This is a genomic window from Taurinivorans muris (genome assembly GCF_025232395.1).
GTDB classification, from domain to species: Bacteria; Desulfobacterota; Desulfovibrionia; order Desulfovibrionales; family Desulfovibrionaceae; genus Taurinivorans; species Taurinivorans muris.
The window spans coordinates 1,938,096-1,954,932 of record NZ_CP065938.1 but is presented as its reverse complement, the minus strand read 5'-3'; the positions used below and the strand labels follow the sequence as shown (position 1 = coordinate 1,954,932).

The 16,837-nt window shown below is 43.7% G+C and carries 17 protein-coding genes; 2 read left to right on the top strand and 15 right to left on the bottom strand.

From position 1 onward, the window contains the following. Nucleotides 1–10: 10 nt before the first annotated feature. From JBF11_RS09070 to JBF11_RS09020, 11 genes are all read right to left on the bottom strand, one after another. Nucleotides 11–997, bottom strand: coding sequence for a KpsF/GutQ family sugar-phosphate isomerase (locus JBF11_RS09070; protein WP_334315159.1), 987 nt, complete (start codon nucleotides 995–997; stop codon nucleotides 11–13). Beyond that, nucleotides 997–2,049, bottom strand: a complete 1,053-nt coding sequence (locus JBF11_RS09065) for a hemolysin family protein (protein ID WP_334315158.1) — start codon at nucleotides 2,047–2,049, stop codon at nucleotides 997–999. Before JBF11_RS09065 ends, JBF11_RS09070 begins: the two co-directional genes overlap by 1 nt. 79 nt (nucleotides 2,050–2,128) lie before the next feature. Next, nucleotides 2,129–2,404 carry an HU family DNA-binding protein gene (locus JBF11_RS09060; protein WP_334315157.1) on the bottom strand — a complete coding sequence of 92 codons (276 nt, stop codon included), beginning with the start codon at nucleotides 2,402–2,404 and terminating at the stop codon, nucleotides 2,129–2,131. A gap of 91 nt (nucleotides 2,405–2,495) precedes the next feature. Next, entirely contained in the window at nucleotides 2,496–3,323 is an 828-nt protein-coding gene (locus JBF11_RS09055) for a MinD/ParA family protein (RefSeq protein WP_334315156.1), read from the bottom strand. A gap of 12 nt (nucleotides 3,324–3,335) precedes the next feature. Continuing rightward, nucleotides 3,336–4,202, bottom strand: a complete 867-nt coding sequence (locus JBF11_RS09050; RefSeq protein WP_334315155.1) for a hypothetical protein — start codon at nucleotides 4,200–4,202, stop codon at nucleotides 3,336–3,338. A gap of 3 nt (nucleotides 4,203–4,205) precedes the next feature. Continuing rightward, nucleotides 4,206–5,322 (bottom strand): peptide chain release factor 2 gene (gene prfB / locus JBF11_RS09045; RefSeq protein WP_334315154.1). Its coding sequence is split into 2 segments (ribosomal slippage): nucleotides 4,206–5,246 and nucleotides 5,248–5,322, totalling 1,116 coding nucleotides; the frame shifts between segments, so codons are not numbered across the junction. Nucleotides 5,323–5,460: 138 nt separating this feature from the next. Next, complete coding sequence (locus JBF11_RS09040) at nucleotides 5,461–6,768, bottom strand: L-cysteine desulfidase family protein (RefSeq protein WP_334315153.1); 1,308 nt, start codon at nucleotides 6,766–6,768, stop codon at nucleotides 5,461–5,463. Between the two features lie 9 nt (nucleotides 6,769–6,777). Beyond that, a complete protein-coding gene (locus JBF11_RS09035) occupies nucleotides 6,778–7,746 on the bottom strand; it encodes a tripartite tricarboxylate transporter substrate binding protein (protein WP_334315152.1) in 969 nt (322 codons plus the stop codon). 4 nt (nucleotides 7,747–7,750) lie between these two features. Beyond that, nucleotides 7,751–9,268, bottom strand: coding sequence for a tripartite tricarboxylate transporter permease (locus tag JBF11_RS09030; protein WP_334315151.1), 1,518 nt, complete (start codon nucleotides 9,266–9,268; stop codon nucleotides 7,751–7,753). A gap of 10 nt (nucleotides 9,269–9,278) precedes the next feature. Continuing rightward, entirely contained in the window at nucleotides 9,279–9,764 is a 486-nt protein-coding gene (locus JBF11_RS09025; protein WP_334315150.1) for a tripartite tricarboxylate transporter TctB family protein, read from the bottom strand. A 45-nt stretch (nucleotides 9,765–9,809) separates the two neighbouring features. Further along, nucleotides 9,810–10,277, bottom strand: a complete 468-nt coding sequence (locus tag JBF11_RS09020) for an L-2-amino-thiazoline-4-carboxylic acid hydrolase (RefSeq protein WP_334315149.1) — start codon at nucleotides 10,275–10,277, stop codon at nucleotides 9,810–9,812. Between the two features lie 338 nt (nucleotides 10,278–10,615). Between JBF11_RS09020 and JBF11_RS09015 the strand changes: the two genes are divergently transcribed. After that, nucleotides 10,616–11,536 carry a sigma-54 interaction domain-containing protein gene (locus tag JBF11_RS09015; RefSeq protein ID WP_334315148.1) on the top strand — a complete coding sequence of 307 codons (921 nt, stop codon included), beginning with the start codon at nucleotides 10,616–10,618 and terminating at the stop codon, nucleotides 11,534–11,536. A 212-nt stretch (nucleotides 11,537–11,748) separates the two neighbouring features. Here JBF11_RS09015 and JBF11_RS09010 read toward each other — a convergent pair whose 3' ends face one another. Genes JBF11_RS09010 through JBF11_RS09000 form a run of 3 tightly spaced genes read right to left on the bottom strand, consistent with a single transcriptional unit; the run spans nucleotide 11,749 to nucleotide 14,646 of the window. After that, nucleotides 11,749–13,119 (bottom strand): sodium/glutamate symporter, encoded by a 1,371-nt coding sequence (locus tag JBF11_RS09010; RefSeq protein ID WP_334315147.1) that lies wholly within the window; start codon nucleotides 13,117–13,119, stop codon nucleotides 11,749–11,751. 15 nt (nucleotides 13,120–13,134) lie between these two features. Further along, entirely contained in the window at nucleotides 13,135–14,049 is a 915-nt protein-coding gene (locus tag JBF11_RS09005; protein WP_334315146.1) for an EamA family transporter, read from the bottom strand. Between the two features lie 21 nt (nucleotides 14,050–14,070). After that, on the bottom strand, nucleotides 14,071–14,646 hold the full coding sequence (locus JBF11_RS09000) for a nucleoside deaminase (protein WP_334315145.1): 576 nt from the start codon (nucleotides 14,644–14,646) through the stop codon (nucleotides 14,071–14,073). Between the two features lie 141 nt (nucleotides 14,647–14,787). Between JBF11_RS09000 and JBF11_RS08995 the strand changes: the two genes are divergently transcribed. Then, on the top strand, nucleotides 14,788–15,312 hold the full coding sequence (locus JBF11_RS08995) for a MarR family winged helix-turn-helix transcriptional regulator (RefSeq protein ID WP_334315144.1): 525 nt from the start codon (nucleotides 14,788–14,790) through the stop codon (nucleotides 15,310–15,312). 86 nt (nucleotides 15,313–15,398) lie between these two features. Here the strand turns inward: JBF11_RS08995 and hmcF are convergent, their stop codons facing one another. Further along, nucleotides 15,399–16,802 (bottom strand): sulfate respiration complex iron-sulfur protein HmcF, encoded by a 1,404-nt coding sequence (hmcF, locus tag JBF11_RS08990; protein WP_334315143.1) that lies wholly within the window; start codon nucleotides 16,800–16,802, stop codon nucleotides 15,399–15,401. Between the last annotated feature and the right edge of the window lie 35 nt (nucleotides 16,803–16,837).

Here is a 16,837-nt window from a genome sequence, read left to right as displayed (position 1 = left end):
CCAATACCCATTATTCTATGCCCACACGCAAACAATCATGCATATGGATAAGTCCGACCATATAGCCCTGCCCGTCAAGAACCACAAGGCTTGTTATCCCTTTTTCATTCATGATGCCGACAGCCTTCGATGCCAACGCCTCCGTATCGATAACCGCAGGAGAAACGGACATGACTTCCTGCACATTTTTATCCAATAAATCAGAAGACATGTGCCTGCGTAAATCTCCGTCTGCGATAAGTCCCTGCAAAATCAAATGATTATCCGTATCCCTATCCACAATGGCAATGCAGCCCAGACCTTTTTGGGTCATTTCAAGCACCGCCTCATTCATTTTGGCATTTTTATCAATAAGAGGCAGTTCTTCGCCGATATGCATCAGATCCTTTACCCGTTTGAGCTTTGATCCGAGCTTTCCTCCCGGATGAAAATCATGGAAATCTTCAGAGCTGAACCCCCGCAAATCAAGAAGAGCCATGGCGAGAGCATCGCCCAAAGCCAAAGTCATGGTTGTTGAGGAAGTGGGAGCGCAGCCGATGGGGCAGGCCTCTTGTTCATTGGGCAGTTCCAGACAAATATCCGCCTGCGTTCCCAAAAAACTGTTTTTGTTTTTTGTTATTGCAATAATTTTTATAGCATGGCGCGCCGCATATTCCAAAACATCGAACAACTCTTTTGATTCTCCTGAATTGGAAATTGCAAGCAACACATCATTCTTTGTCAATGCGCCCAAATCGCCATGGCTGGCTTCCGCCGGATGCAGAAAGAAAGACGGCGTCCCCGTGGAGCTCATGGTCGCCGCAATCTTTTTTCCGATATGCCCGCTTTTGCCTATGCCGGAAACAACCAGCCTGCCTTTGCAGAAAAAAATAAGCTCCAAAGCAGCGCAAAAATCCCTGCCAATGCCCTGACGCAAAACCTCAAGGGCTTTTTCTTCCTGCCTTATCACCGATTTGCCAAGCTGCAAAGATTTTTCAATTTGATTCTGTGTCAGCATCACTTTCCTTCCGGCATATTCTTTTTATTCATTAAAGCGACTTCTTTGCGTTTTTGCGCAAGTTCCCGCATATCATCGACAATATCCGATTCATCGACAATTTCACGCCCAAGCAATTCTTCCAAAATATCTTCCAGACTGATAACCCCTGCAAGCCCGCCATACTCGTCAAGCACGGCGAACAAATGCTGATGCAGGTCTAAAAATTTATGCAGGACTTGGTCAAGCGTTTGGCTCTCAAGAACAAAGTGGATAGGCTTCATGATCTTTTCAAGGCTTTCCTCTTTTTTTCCGTCGCGAACAGCAAGAGCGATTTCCCGCCTTTGCACGATACCGACGACATCCTCATTGTCGGAAGCGTAAACGGGAATCCTGCTGAAAGACCAAAAATCCTCATGATTGTACACATCAAAGATTTTCATGGCGACAGGAAGAGAAAAAACAACTGTTCTCGGCGTCATGACATCGCTCACCCTTCTTTGGTCAAGCATAAGAACATTGGAAATGGTTTTCTCCTCATAATCATTGATTGTGCCGGATTGCCTCGATATGCTCGCTAAAATTTTAATATCGTCTTCCGTTGCGGTGGGAGCGCCGTCTTTCGGCGTGATAAGTCTGGTAATAAGCCCGGTGCAATAGGTGATAGGTTTTAAAATCAGGATGATTGCCTGTAAAAAATACGCCAAGGCGGGGGAAATCGAATTGCAGTAAATGACTCCGATGGTTTTCGGCAAAATTTCCCCGAAAACTAAAATCAGCAAGGTGATGACCATACTGAAATAAATAAGATTTTCCGTGCCGAGCACGCTTGATGCCAAAGCCCCCGCGACAGTCGCGCCTGCGGTATTCGCCACGGTATTCAGCGTCAAAATCGCAGAAATAGGTTTATCCACATTGGTCCGCATATCATATAAAATCGTGCCTGCTTTCCGCCCCTCCGCCTTTAACCGTTCAATATGCGTCCACGACAAGGAATAGAGCATTGCTTCCGTTGTGGAGCAAAGCGAAGAAACCCCGACGACCAAAACTGTTGTGATGATAAGTTCTAACATTTTTCACCCGAATTGATAAAAAAAAGCCCACATCTTGCGAAAGCTGCAAGTATGGGCTTATATTAACTAAAAAAAAATTTTAATCGTTTAAAAATTCTTTTAATTCTTTACCGGCACGGAAGAAAGGCAAGCGTTTTGATTCAACTTCAACTTTTTGTCCAGTACGTGGATTACGCCCGGCATAAGCCCCGTATTCTTTAACTTTAAAACTTCCAAATCCGCGAATTTCAACATGATCACCTTCCAAAAGGGCATTTTTCATGTTATCAACAAAAGTATTCACAACCAATGTCGCTTCATCGATGGAAATGTTGGTTTGTTCAGACAAACTTTTAATAAGTTCGCTTTTATTCATGTATTGCTCCTTACATCAGCCCTCAGCGCTGACATGATTAATCACACAAGATTTAAGAATATTTTCATATAAATAACAATAAGTCAACACTTTAAGCTTTAAAATTCTTATTTTTATCCAAAACACGCAAAGGTTCCTGCCCCTCCAAATGGGGTTCCATACGCGCATAGATTTTCAAAATACGATCCGCAAGCGTGCCGATATCCTGAGCGGCATTACTCTCCGGAAACAGTTCCAGCAAAGGCTTTTGCCGAAGAACCGATTCCTGAAGCTTAACATCATGACGGACCCCCCCAAGCAGGACGGGATTGATGTTCAAAAATTTCTGACACGCCATTTCCAAGCGTTTAAAAGTGATTTCCTCTTCTTTTCTGCTTGCAACGTCATTCACGACAACAAGAAAATCACGTACGCCCAAATCTTGGCTCAATACTTTTATAAGAGCATAAGCGTCCGTCAAGGCCGTCGGTTCCGGAGTAAGCACGATGATACGGATAGCCGCCATAGCGGCGAAAGACTGCACCGTGCCGTGAATACCTGCGCCCAAATCCATAAGGATGATGTCATAGCCGCGAAGGGAAGGATTGATACGTTTAATGAGCAAATCACGCATATCGCTATTCATATCGGTAAGTTCCGGCACACCGGAGGCTGCGGGCAAAATATCAAACGCTTCTTTCGTGTTTTTTTCCAAAGAAATAATGGCGTTCTTAACATCAGCTCCGCTCAAAAGCACGTCCTGCAAATTTTGTTCGGGGGTAATGCCTAAAAGCACGTCAAGGTTCGCAAGACCTAAATCGCAGTCCATAAGCAAGAGGGCATGATTTTTTTGCGCAAGGCTGTATCCAAGATTGAGGGACAAATTGCTTTTGCCGACGCCCCCTTTACCGCTCATAATGGCTAAACTCATCGTATTCATATCTACCCTCTGTCACATACCGAAAAGAAAACGTTTTTCATCGGAATGGACCAATGAATTTTTTTTCTGGCTTTTTTGTTGATTTATGAATGATTTCACTTTTATTCCGGCGGGACTTGGCATGGAAAGCGCCTGTTTCGCATGGTCAAGCATACTTTCCGCCGTTTCCGACTGACAAAATTCCGACAGTCCTATGCTGAAATCACACTTCATATTCTCACTATGCAATTTCCGTTCTAAAACTTCAATTATCTTTTCCATTACGGCACTTGCTGAAAAATTCTTTCTTCCCGTCAAAACAAGAGCGTAACCCAACTCATTGATTTTACAAAAATAATCTTCTGCGGAAAGAAATTTTTCAAAACTTTGAAAAAGCAAATCCTGGATAAAATCAGATGTCTGAATTTTGACAAGTCCTACGGTGAATACGGCGGCATTTTGGCAATCCCGCTGCAAACGGTGAACAAATAAAGGATATTCCAGCAAAGTCAGAGAGTACTGCTTTTCAATTTTTCTAAGCCAGCCCTTTTTTATGCCCTGCAAAAGCCAATCCTGAACACCGGTTAAAGAATTTTCGGAAATACCGGCTCCAAGACTGTCATTTTCTTGGCGGTCTCCCATTAAACATAATTGCCATAAATTTGCGTTTTCAGGATTTGCCGCGAGTTCGCAGAGCAATGTTTTTTCTTCCTGCCCGCTTAGATCCGCATAATGCACAAGCCGGGAAACAGAAGAATGTTCTTCTTGCCGTGTGTCTGCAATATCCTGCAAAGAAAACCGCGTTTTTTCCTCTTCTTCCGTTTCGGACGCTTCAGAGCAAAAGCCCCAGTCTTTGGCGCAATCGGCAAGCAAATTCCATTGACCAGCACTGTCTAACATATGCTACCCTTTATTTTTTTGTTCATGTGCATAAAGCAGATAATCCCGAATGAAATAATCGAGGTCGCCGTCAAGAACGGCGTCCACATCGCCTTTTTCGCAATTGGTCCTATGGTCTTTGACAAGCCTGTAAGGCTGCATGGTATACGTACGTATTTGGCTGCCGAAGGAAATTAAATCTTTTCCTGCATAATCGGCTTGTTTTGCGGCGTCGCGGAGGCTTCTCTCATGGTCGTAAAGCCGCGCTTTCAAAATCTGCATGGCAGATTCCTTATTGCTGTGCTGTGACTTCTCGTTTTGACACTGCGCAACGATACCCGTAGGAATATGCGTGATACGGACGGCGGATTCCGTTTTGTTGACGTGCTGCCCGCCCGCTCCGGACGCTCTATACACATCAATACGCAAATCCTCTTCTTTTATCACGATATTGATGTCTTCACCGGCATCGGGCAAGACATCGACGGAAGCGAAAGAAGTATGCCTCCGTCCCGAACTGTCAAAAGGAGAAATGCGGATCAGTCTGTGTATGCCTTTCTCACCTTTCAAAAATCCATAGGCATTCAAACCCTGTACGCGGAACGTTATGCTTTTTGTACCCGCTTCTTCCCCTGCCAAATAGTCCAATATCTCCACCTTGTATTGTTTTAAATCAGCAAAGCGGAAATACATGCGCTCAAGCATGGCTGCCCAATCTTGGGCTTCCGTTCCGCCAGCTCCCGGGTGGATATCGACAATGGCGTCCATATGGTCCGTTTCATCGGCAAGCAAAATCGCCATTTCCATTTTTTCCAGAAAGGCATGCAAATATTCCGCCTGCTCATTCAAAGAAGAAAGGGCTTCTTCTTCCCCCTCGTCGGCGAAAACGAGCCATTCCTGCATATCCGTATACGCCTGCTCCAACTTCTTATATTCGCCGATTTCCTCTTCCAAACAGCGTTTTTCTTTTAATAAAGGAGTTATTTTGGCTTGGTCGTTCCATGCGTCCGGCGCTGAAATCTGAGCTTCGATGATCTTGACACGTTCTTCCTTGCGCGCAAGGTCAAAGCCTCCTCCAAAGCGTTTGATATTGTTCCGTAAGATTTTGACACCATGTTTTCAATTCTGCCAGCTGCAACATATTTTTTCCTTTTTCTGCATATTAATACAGTGGGATGATAGGCAGTTAATAGCAGTTTGGCAATAAAAATTTTCATAAAAAACCCCGCTTATCCGATTTGACAATCCGATAAACGGGGAATATCCGTTTTTGATATTTTTAACCGCAGCGGGCGGACAGCGGTTCATCCGCCAGCATGACGCCGATAACGGTCGAGTCCACAGCCCCCATGCCTTGGGTGCAGATATACCCGACATTTTGAATGGTTGTTTCAGGACAAACCCCGACTATGCCTTGGTTCTTATGGATAAAAACATTCTTTTTGGCAAGCAGGGCGCACATCACCGCCTCTCCCGCGGCTGTCGCCAATTTAAACGCACAGCCGCCTTTGGCGCCGTCGCAAAGCATACCTGCAAGCGTTCCGCTCATGGAATTGATAACGCCTGCGATTTGATTGTCATCGCAATCCAGCAGCCATGCAATGGAAACTGCCGCGCCGATGCCTGCGGCGATGGCGCAGCCGCACACAGGGGACAAAGGCCCTGAAAACTCCTTGATCGCGATAGTGACCAAATGGCTGAACGCCAACGCCCTGATAAGTTTTTCCTCATCGTATTTTTTTTCCTGACAAACGATATACGGGGGAATGATTGCGGTGATACCATGATTGCCGCTTCCCGCGCTTGACATCACGGGCATTTTCAATCCTGCCATGCGCGCGTCGGCTGCTGCGGCGGCAAACATGCGCACGGTATTGACAATATTGTTCTCAATACTGCCTTCTTCCATCAATTCTTTGATTGCATTTCCCAAGGCGAGCCCGGTTTTTTGCTCCAACCCCACTTTTGCCATGCGGTAATTCATAGGAACCCCGGCAATCAAAAACGCGATGTCTTCAAGGGGCAGTTCCTCCACCTCTTTGCGTAAATCCTGCATGGTCATATTGCGGAGCAGCGGAACATGTTCATTTTTCGGTTCCTGTGCGTTCTGCTGTTTTTCAAGCTTGAAAACACACTTCCCGCCGCATTCGACATAAACGATATTGGTATGCGCATCACGGATAACCGCTTTTGCGGAATTATCGGCTTCAATATTCGCTTCAATGAAAAAATTCCCTTCACCGTCGCACACTTCGATGAAAATTATTTTTTTATCCATAAGCGCATGGGCTTCTTGAACGGCTTTTTCATCGACATCAGAAAAAACTTCCAGTCCCATTTCCCATTTTCCGCAGACAAGCGCCAAGGCGACAGCGAAATCAATACCCGATTCCGTCGTTCCGGGAATACCGACCCCGCGGGCGTTTTTAAAAATATTCCCGCTCATGCGGACAAAAACTTTTCTCAATTCCCCGCGGATTTCCAAGTTCGCTCTGGCGACAGCCAATGCGATAGCGGCAGGTTCCGTACAGCCCAATGCCGGTTTCACCATACGTTTCAATAAGGCGATAAGAGAGTCTTTATGCATGACAAAACCCTATTTATTGTTTTTTAGATATTGTTTGATCGGTTCCGCAAAAAAATCATTGTATTGCTTCAATACGTCACCAAATTCCTTGGAAGGCAAATAATTGTAACTTATGAACACATTATCCAGTTTTTCGCGCACTTCCGGGTCTTCCAATGCTTCTTTGAACAAATTTTGCAGAATTTCCACCCGCTCCGCAGGTATGTTTTTAGGTCCGACAATGCCGTAAACGGAATCGAATACCAAGTTTTCATCGTATAATTCCGCAAAGGTGGGAACATCCGGAAGTTTCGGATCCCGCTTTGAACCCGATACCGCAATGATTTTGATCATATCACCATGCGGTGCGAAATTTGAAACAGGAGTGTACGCCACTTGAATATGTCCCCCCAGCAAGGCTGTAACAAGCTCTCCGCCTCCATTGTATGCGACATAAGGCAAATCGGAATCAGGGAAATATTTCATCAGGGACATATGGAAAAAGCGCTGTGCGGTCAATGCTCCGGGACTTCCGACGCTATACTTTTTAGGATGTTCTTTCGCTTTTTGCATCAAATCGTCAACAGAACGGATACCGGAAGACGCAAGAACGCCCCACCCCATTGTGAACAAAGATGTCTGCGCTATACAGGTAAAATCCTGATACGTGAAGCCGCAGGGTTTCACCTGCGGAACAACGGTGACGACATTGGCGGAAGTCAGGCTGATCGTATAGCCGTCAGGACGGGCTTTGGCGACTTCAAGCATTGCGGGAATACCGCTTCCGCCGGCTTTGCTTGTGATAAGAAGCGTTATTCCGTGTTTCTTTTGAAAATATTCTCCGATGATCCTCGCCAGGGTATCCGGCGCATTGCCCGCCCCGAACGGCATGATCAGCGTAATGGGACGGCTTGGAAAATCAGCCGCTTCAGCACAGCCTATCCCGCCCGATACGTTCAAAATGATAAGCATGATGCTTGCCAGCAATTTGGATTTCATACGATTACTCCTTGTTTTGTTGTGTGTCGGACTCTCTTACCGTCCTGTTTCTCTTATATTCGTCATATCCAACTTTAATAATGATTGCCAAGCACAGGACAAGAATCGCCGCCGCAATGGGACTTGTGACAAACACGCTGAAATCATTGCGTGAAATGGACAATGTCCTTCTGAAATTCGATTCCGCTATCGGTCCCAAAATAATGGCAAGCAACATCGGGGGCAAAGGAAAATCCCCTTTCAGCATGACATAGCCGAGAAAACCGAAAACCGCCATCAACCATAAATCAAACGCGGAATTGTTTGTCGCATAACTGCCGACGGCGCATAAAACAAGCACTATCGGCAGCAGGATCGGAGTCGGCACATTCACTATCTTTCCTGCGATTCTGACAATGACCAAGCCGAGCAAAAGCATTGCTGCCTGCGCCACAAAAAAGCTTCCGAAAATAGCATTGACAGCGTCCGAGTGTTCGGCAAAGAGCAAAGGTCCGGGTACCAATCCCTGTATCATCAAAGCCCCCAGCAAGATAGCCGTTAGAACATCGCCGGGAACACCCAGCACCATCATCGGAATAAGCGCTCCGCCCGTCACGGCATTATTGGAACTTTCCGTTGCGGCTATTCCCTCAAGCGTGCCTTTTCCGAATTCTTCCGGCGTTTTTGAAAATCTCTTCGCTTCGCCGTATGCGATAAAACAAGCGGCGCTCGCCCCTGTTGCGGGAATGATTCCGATAACGGTACCCAGCAGAGAAGAGCGGAGAAAATTCACTTTCTGCTTCCACAGTTCCTTAAAACCGATTCCTTTCCTGGAAACTTCGCCGTATTTGACAATGCCGTATTGTCCTTTAAAAATGTCTTCCAAGGAAAGAATGACCTGTGATACGGCAAACAAACCCACCAAAGCCGGAACAAGCGATACGCCGTTGAAAAGATCGGGCATATTGAATGTGTTGCGAAAATCACCGGAAACGGGGTCTATGCCTATTGTTGAAATGAAAAGTCCCGCAAAAGCCGAGGTCAGCCCTTTTAGCATGTTGCCGGAAGAAAATGTCGCAACAACCGTGAGCGCAAAAACCGCCAAAGCGAAATATTCCGCCGCACCAAACCGCATAGCCGCCTGCGCCAACAGGGGGGCGCATGTGATCAATGCCAAGCCGCTCACCATTCCGCCGACAAAAGAACCCCATGTCGCCATCTCAAGAGCTTTGAGCGACTGGCCTTTGGCTGTCAGTTTCGGACCTTCCATAACCGTTGCCGCGGCGGCGACAGTTCCGGGAGTGCCGACCAGTATCGCCGAAATACAGCCGCCGTAAATCGCCCCGCAATACATGCCGAGCAGCATGGAAAACGCTTCGACAGTCGGCATGCCGAATGAAAGCGGAATAAGCAGCGCAACGCCCATTGCCGCCGTCAACCCCGGCAATGCGCCAAAAACAATTCCCAATGCCGTTCCCGTGAAACACGCGGCAAGGGACGGCAAAGTCAATGCCTGCTGTAAACCGTAAATAATATCTAGCATATTTCCTCCGTCAAGGAAGAAGAACTTTAAAAAATCCGCCGAAAGATATTGCCAAAACAGCTGTGGTCAGAACCGCTACGCTTATGATTTCCGCAATTCTTTTCCTGCGTAAATAACAAAAGGAAAAAATCAAAAACAAAACCGTGGAAACGGCAAAGCCGCCGGCATAGGGTATTGTTTCAATCCAATCCATGGAAACGATGAAATCGCCTATGGCAACCATCGCGTAAAGATACAAGAGATAAAACCCATAAAATACGATGGACCTTAAACAGAAATTAAATCCTGCGTTTTTTTTCATACCATTCAGCCGAATACCCCTTATGATCAGAATGCCCGCAAACAATGCCAAAACCATCAAGCAAAACTTCGGAAGGGTTGCCGGACCGACAGCTTCACCGGCCCCCGCTGCGGGCAATTGGCAAACGCTCATTGTTCCGATCAAACATAAAATCAACAGTGCGATTCCCGAGAGTATGTCCTTATGAAAAAGCATATGTTCTCCTCTTGTTTTCGGGGAGATAAGCCTCCCCGATCATCACTAAGGCTTTTTCCAGAGCCTGACCCTGCAAAAACTGTCCCCTTTTCCCAACCGTTCGACAATATCGCAGGGAATGCCGTGCTGCACCGCCCTGTTCCTGTCAAGTTCCATGGCAATATCGCAATACAAGTCCTGCTTTTCCTTTGAAAGCCCTAAATCTTTCCATTCTTCAAGCAAAGGGCAATAATGCATCTGCATTTCACAATATTCATCATTTTTTTCAATCGTTGTTTCAAAAACTCCTCCCATATCCCGGTAATGAATGTCGGTCCATTCTTCCGGAGTGATGGTATGCCCGTCCCTCTGAGCCCTGATACAGCCATATTTTATTATGGCTTTCCGCGCCCTTTTTTCTGCTTCATCAGCCGGCAAAATTGCGAAAAGCTCATCGCACATGCAGGCCAAGACCCTTGCACGGTCACGCATGGCGCCTCTTACCCTGTCAACAACTTCTTTGTTCCATTCCATAAAATGCTCCTTGATTTTCACAATAACATTAATGCACGTGCACTTATTGTTTATCAAATAGCATGCCAAACTTGTTTAATGCTTTTCGTTGTTTTTTATTATGCTGAAAAAACAATATATTACAAAAAACAGTAATTGATTTCTTGATATTTTTCTTGCTTTTTTTGATAATTTTTATAAAATATTCAGTTTTTTGCTTCTTTTATTAAAATTTTTCTCATTTTTATCAAATAATTTGACAATTCTTATCAAATAAGAAATAATTCATACATATTCATATAAAATAATAAATGTTATTTTTCTCAATAATTGTCAAAATATTTTCAAGAAGGTTTTTAATGGCGATTATCGGAAACAGCCCTGCCATGCAGCGGCTGCGAAAACAAATAGAAAAAATAGCCAAAACAAATGCGGCTATTCTCTTGCAAGGGGAATCCGGAACAGGAAAAGAACTGGTCGCTATGGCCATTCACAAACTGAGCGAACGCAGCTCCAAAGAGTTTGTGGCAATAAACTGCGGGGCGATCCCGGAATCACTCATGGAAAGCCTGCTCTTCGGATATGAAGAGGGTGCTTTTTCCGGCGCTAAAAAAAACGGACAGCAAGGGCTTTTGGAAACCGCAAACGGCGGAACGCTGTTTTTAGACGAAGCGGGAGAAATGCCGTACCTCATGCAGGCTAAAATTCTGCGAACCTTGCAAAACAACAAAATCCGCAGACTGGGAGCAAGCAAATCGATACAGCTTGACGTCCGCATTATTTCAGCAAGCAACAAAAATCTCCGAAAGCAGGTGGAACTGGGCAATTTTCGCAAAGACTTGTTCTACCGCCTTGACGTTATCCCCATCTTCATCCCCCCGCTTCGTGAAAGAATGGAGGACGTGCCGCTGCTTATTGATTTTTTCCTCAAAGACTTTGAAAATCAGTATCATACCAAATTTTCCGTCACCAATGGATTGTTAAAAAAATTTATGGAATACCATTGGCCCGGAAATATCCGCGAATTGAGAAACTTCATCGAATACGGAGTTTGCTTTTGCGAGGACGGCATGTTATCCGCCGAACTTTATGAACCCCGTTTCGCGCTTGCCCTCAACCCGACGGAGCAAGAAATAATACTGAAACCAAAACAAAAAACCAAAAAAGAACATATTCAAAAACTGCTCGGCATACACGGCGCTTCAACAAAAGGAAAAATAAAAACAGCGCAAGAACTCGGAATAAGCCTCGCCACACTCTACCGGCATTTGAAAAACTGAAAAGGCACACACTATCCACGTTTGTTCCAAGGTCTTATACTCACCTGTTTGATATGGTTCCGTAAGATTTGACATTGTGTTTTCAATTCTGCCGACTGCAGCGTATTTTTTCTTTCTATTCATAACAATCTATTAGCAGTTCTTTTTTCCAAAATAAGAAAAGAGAAGCTGTTAAAAAACAGCTTCTTCATACCCTATACCAATAACTAAAATCAATATTGCTTCGGTCCGATATTTTTCAGCAGCTTGGATAGAATCAGCAAACCGATAAACGTTGCAGAGAAAACAGCCAACGTTGCCGGCATACCCCAACCATATACCGCATAACCATGCAAACTTAAATTCACATAGAATAAGAAACAGAAATTAAAATTAGACAAAGCAATTTCAACTGATACGGTTGATTTATACTCATTATCCACCATTCTAAGCAATAATAAACCGGTAGGAATCGTACCTGTTACCGTACCGAACAACATGACTGTCCTTTCAAACGAATACCCCGGTACACGTCTGCCAAAATATAAACAAAAGAATAATGCATAAAAAGCTAACACCAATGAAACAGTTATGATTGGAAGCCAATATTCTGCCACCATAGCAAATTGAACACCTGCCAAGGTACAAAGCAACAGAAATTCAACAGACCAGCCGGTTAATCTGTTCATTGTATCGCTGTCAATAATGTGAACGGCATTAAATTTAGTCAGAATAAACCGTATTCCCATACCAAGTATCATGCCAACAAAAAATAAATTTCCCCAAATTGTGCCGGCTATGCTTTTTGAACAATAAAACGTGATAAAATCCACCAAATAATAGGTAATAATCCATGTACCGAGAACAAGGGCAATATGAAACGCCAAACTGTCAACGTTTGCTGTCGTGGTGACTTGATGCATTCCGACAGGAGTATTTTCCTTATCATGAATACCTGTAAGCATTTCTTTATCAAAATTTCCAACAGGAAACGTATTGAGCTTTTTACGCAATCCCCAGCGAACAAGAGGAACACCTATCACAAAAGAAACTATGAACCCTATTCCGGAAAAAGCTAACCCCACTTGTCCCATATTTGCATGACCAAACTTTTCCCATAATAAACCGGAGCTAAGGGTCGCACCGGGACCAGCAGTAAAGCCTTGAGCTCCTAAAAATCCCATACAGGCAAGAAAATCTTTTTGAAAAATAAAATTAATCAAATAAATAACAGCAGTAGCTACAAGAACTTGTGAACACATACTCATATAAAACATAAAACCTTGCCAAATAGAACCTTTTACAAGTTCTTTAGTTGTATCGCTGCATTCTTCCTTCTGGATACAGCCAGTCCCGCGCAAACCAAGACATATAAACGAGAATGCGAAGAAATGATAAGCAAGCTGTTCATACAGTTTTTGATTTATCCCGGGTATGGACGTGGTATTCATAATAATTGCACCGATAATGCCGCCAATAATACAAGCCGGAACCAAAAAATTTTGGAAAAACGTTACTTTTGCCCGCAACAGCACTCCGACAAGCAGCATTACTGCCAAAAAAGCTAAACTTGCCAATACTGACATATCAAAAAAAGCACCCATACGACCTCCTGCGAGTTATTTGTCAGATACCGTTTCAGCTGTCCGCACAGTGTCTATAAAAACAAGCACTAATGCTAAACCTATACAGCAGAAACCAAATATCTTATCAACCGAAACCGCTTCGTTACAAAACACAACCCCAACAAAAACCGTGATGATTGGTGATAAATATCCCGTAAATCCCATAGTCAGCATTGTTGAGCGTTGAACTCCATAGACAAAAATTATTTGAGTGATACTTGTGATACAGCCAGCGCCAAACAGTAATATTATCAAATGAATAGTTGAAGGCATGAACATATTGACACTTTCTGCCCCTATAAACAGTAAAAGGGGTATCGCCATTAACGAATTATAAAAGTTTTCAAATATCAGCCCGGAAATACAACCAGCCGGCGCCTGTTTTCTTAAAACTAAATAATATGCGCTAAAAAAACCAACCAATAACGCTAGCCAAGGAAATGAACCATAAATAAAAAACATGCATCCAACACCTATAAAAACAATGATTAACGCAATTGCTTTCAGATGCCCCAATGTTTGCTTAAAAAGTATCATTCCCATGAGCGCACAAAATAACGGCTGTACAAATTGTCCAAAACCAAGCTCAAGAACAAAACCGTTTTGTGCACCCCATACAAGTAAAAACCACACAAAAAAATTCACAGAACTTGCAAAACCAATATAAATCCAATTCTCTTTCAGTCTTATATCTTGTAAAAATTCCCGTCTGACATTCCGTAACAAAAGGAATAAGCACATAAAAACAAAACCAAAAATTGCTCTATAACATATGGCTGTTTCTGCCGTTACAGCACTTAATAAAATCCAATAAAGCGGTATTGTCCCTTGACCTATCGCAGCAATCAAAATACCTAAAAGCCCTTTTTGCGCTGTTTTACGGTCCAAATATAGAGCCATGTCCTGCATAATTGTCTGCCTGTTTTTTATTTATCTTTTTATTAAGGAAGAAAGCGTTTTTTGATAATACGCATAATCCAGCGGATTAAACCCGTTAAGTTTCGCTTTACACTCCTCAGTCAATTCTGGATAAGGTCCACTGATTACAATGTCTTTATTTCCTTTTTTCCAAATTTCTTGAGGCGTTAATCGTAATTCCGGCACATCCCATGTAGTGTATGTCCCTTCATCATAAATGGAAGTTGCAACCACTAAGCGTCCGATATTGGCAAAAAAAATAGCACAACTGCACATGGGGCAAGGCGTCCCCGGAACATAGATGGAACATTTCCATAAAAATTCAGGATCATATTTCGCTGCGGCTTGACGGACTAAATTCATCTCACCATGCGCCGTTGGATCATTGTCAGTAAAACATGTATTCAAGCCTTCCTCCAAAATTTCCCCGTTGGGTCCCGCCAATACGCTTGCATATGGTTCATTTCCTAATTCTTTTGCCTTATAGCCTAATTTAATAGCGTGTCTTAATAAGGCTATGTCCTTTTCTTTTGTTACCCATGAAAAGCGTTCATCAGTAACCGTGTTTCCAAAAACAGTTAAAAGCATACGTTCTCCTTTAATTATTTAATGTTATATTTTTTAATACAATATATTTTAACATTAAAATAGTCAATAGTTTTTATTTTAGCGTTGAATTTTTTTTCTTCTTGTTTTAGGTTAGAAAAAACTCAATAAACAGGAAAAGATATGAACGATTATATTTCACAAAGAAATCAACGTTGGAAAAAAATTTTTCCGGATATTACGCAACAAGGTTTTTGGGGAAGAATAAACAGACTGGCAACATATTATCAAACAAAATGCGATATGCTTTTAACCCAATATGATATCAAAAGAAACGAATATGAAATTCTTTGCAGTCTGCTTTATTCCGGATACCCATATTCCATGACACCAAAAGAAATAACCGCCCATGCGTTTAAAACTCCCGGAGCAATTACCAATGGAATTGATAATCTTGAAAAAAAAGACTTGGTTAAAAGAACGCCGAATAGCGAAAACAGACGCAGCACCATCATTGAGTTAACGCCTAAAGGCGAACAACTTATCCGCACTATTTTTCCCAAATACACTGAAATGGAAAATGAAATATTATCACCGCTGCAATCAGAAGAAATTCAAAATGTAAAAGAAATACTGAATAAGTTTCTCACGCAGCTGGAACAAACAAAACAAATTTCGACACCGGGATTTCCCGTACGTAAAATATGACACTCCAGTTTTATTATTTTTTACTGAAGCGACAAAAAAAGCGTACTGAAATTTCAGTACGCTTTTATGTTTTAAACCATAAAAAATTACTCTTCGCTTTCTTCCTGCGGTTTCAAGTGATCCGGAACAATCACCATTTCAAGAAGCAGAGGTTTTATGAAGAACCATTCCAGGTCTTTTGCATCTTCTTCATAGACTTCTTTCATATCACGAATGGCGTCCCAGCAGTTATGGCAAGGAGCGACAACCAAATTACAGCCTGTCGCCCTGATTTGGTCAAGTTTCGGACGCAAACCGATATTGCGCTGCTCGCGGTAAAGCCCGATACCGTTGAAACCGCCCCCGCCGCCGCAGCAATAGTTATGTTCTTTGTTGTTTTCCATTTCATGGAAATCTTCCGCAATATAGCTCATAATGGTCCGTGTGGCTTGAGAAAGCCCGTAGTTACGCACATAGTTGCAGGAATCCTGCAAAGTAATAGGTTTTTTAATGCGTTTGGCAGGGTCTATCTTGAGTTTTCCTGATTTCAAAGCTTCCGCCACCCATTCCACATAGTGCATGAAACGGACAGGAGGCTTCCCGTCTTCAATGCCCGCCCAATACGGACCTTCAATGGCGGAGGCGCGGAAAGCGTGACCGCATTCGGTGCCGACAACGACTTTCGGTCTTAACCGTTTGATCGCGTCATAAATGCGGTTTACGTTCATGGTGCAGCCTTCCCAGTCTCCCGCGTACATGGTCAGGGAGGTGCTGTCCCAGCCTTCGCTCGGCATTGTCCAGTTCTCACCCGCGATATGGAATAAAATAGCGGCCTCTGCGAGGTCGTTCGGATAGTGCTTCACTTCACGGGCGTTGATAACATACATGATATCGGCATCTTCCTTATCCACGGGAATTTCAAGACCCGGCCACTGTTCTTCGTTTTCTTCAACCATCCATTCGCAGGTATCCACAAAGTCTTCGCTGGTAACGTCCATTTGCGCACCGTAAACCCTGTGCATGCCGGAACCGATTTTCAATTCCCACGGCACAAAGCCTTGCTTGAACAAAAGACCGCGCAGGTACCCGATCATGACTCCGGTATCGATACCGTAAGGGCAGTACAATGCGCAGCGGTTGCAGGTTGTGCATTGGCTCCAGGCAACTTCCATGGCGTGAAGCATGAATTTTGTATCGACATTTCCGTTGCGGCGAACCATTTCGCCCAACGTGCTTTGGATCTTGTAAGACGGAATTTGTTTCGGGTCATTGTTATTGGCGGTATAAAGAAAACAGCTTTCAGCGCACATGCCGCAGTGGGCACACATGTCAAGCCACGTGCGGGTACGGCTTTTGCACGTCGTTTCCAAATCTTTGCGGAGCATATCCGTATCCACTTCAAGCTCTTTCATCTCCGCATAATATTGTTTGCCGCCTTTATCACTCAAAAGATTTTTTAATTCTTCAACTGTTTCAATAGGTTTTCTTTTACAATAAATACCTTCAGGCATTGTCGGCTCCTTTATAAGGTTTAGCGTTAACTAAT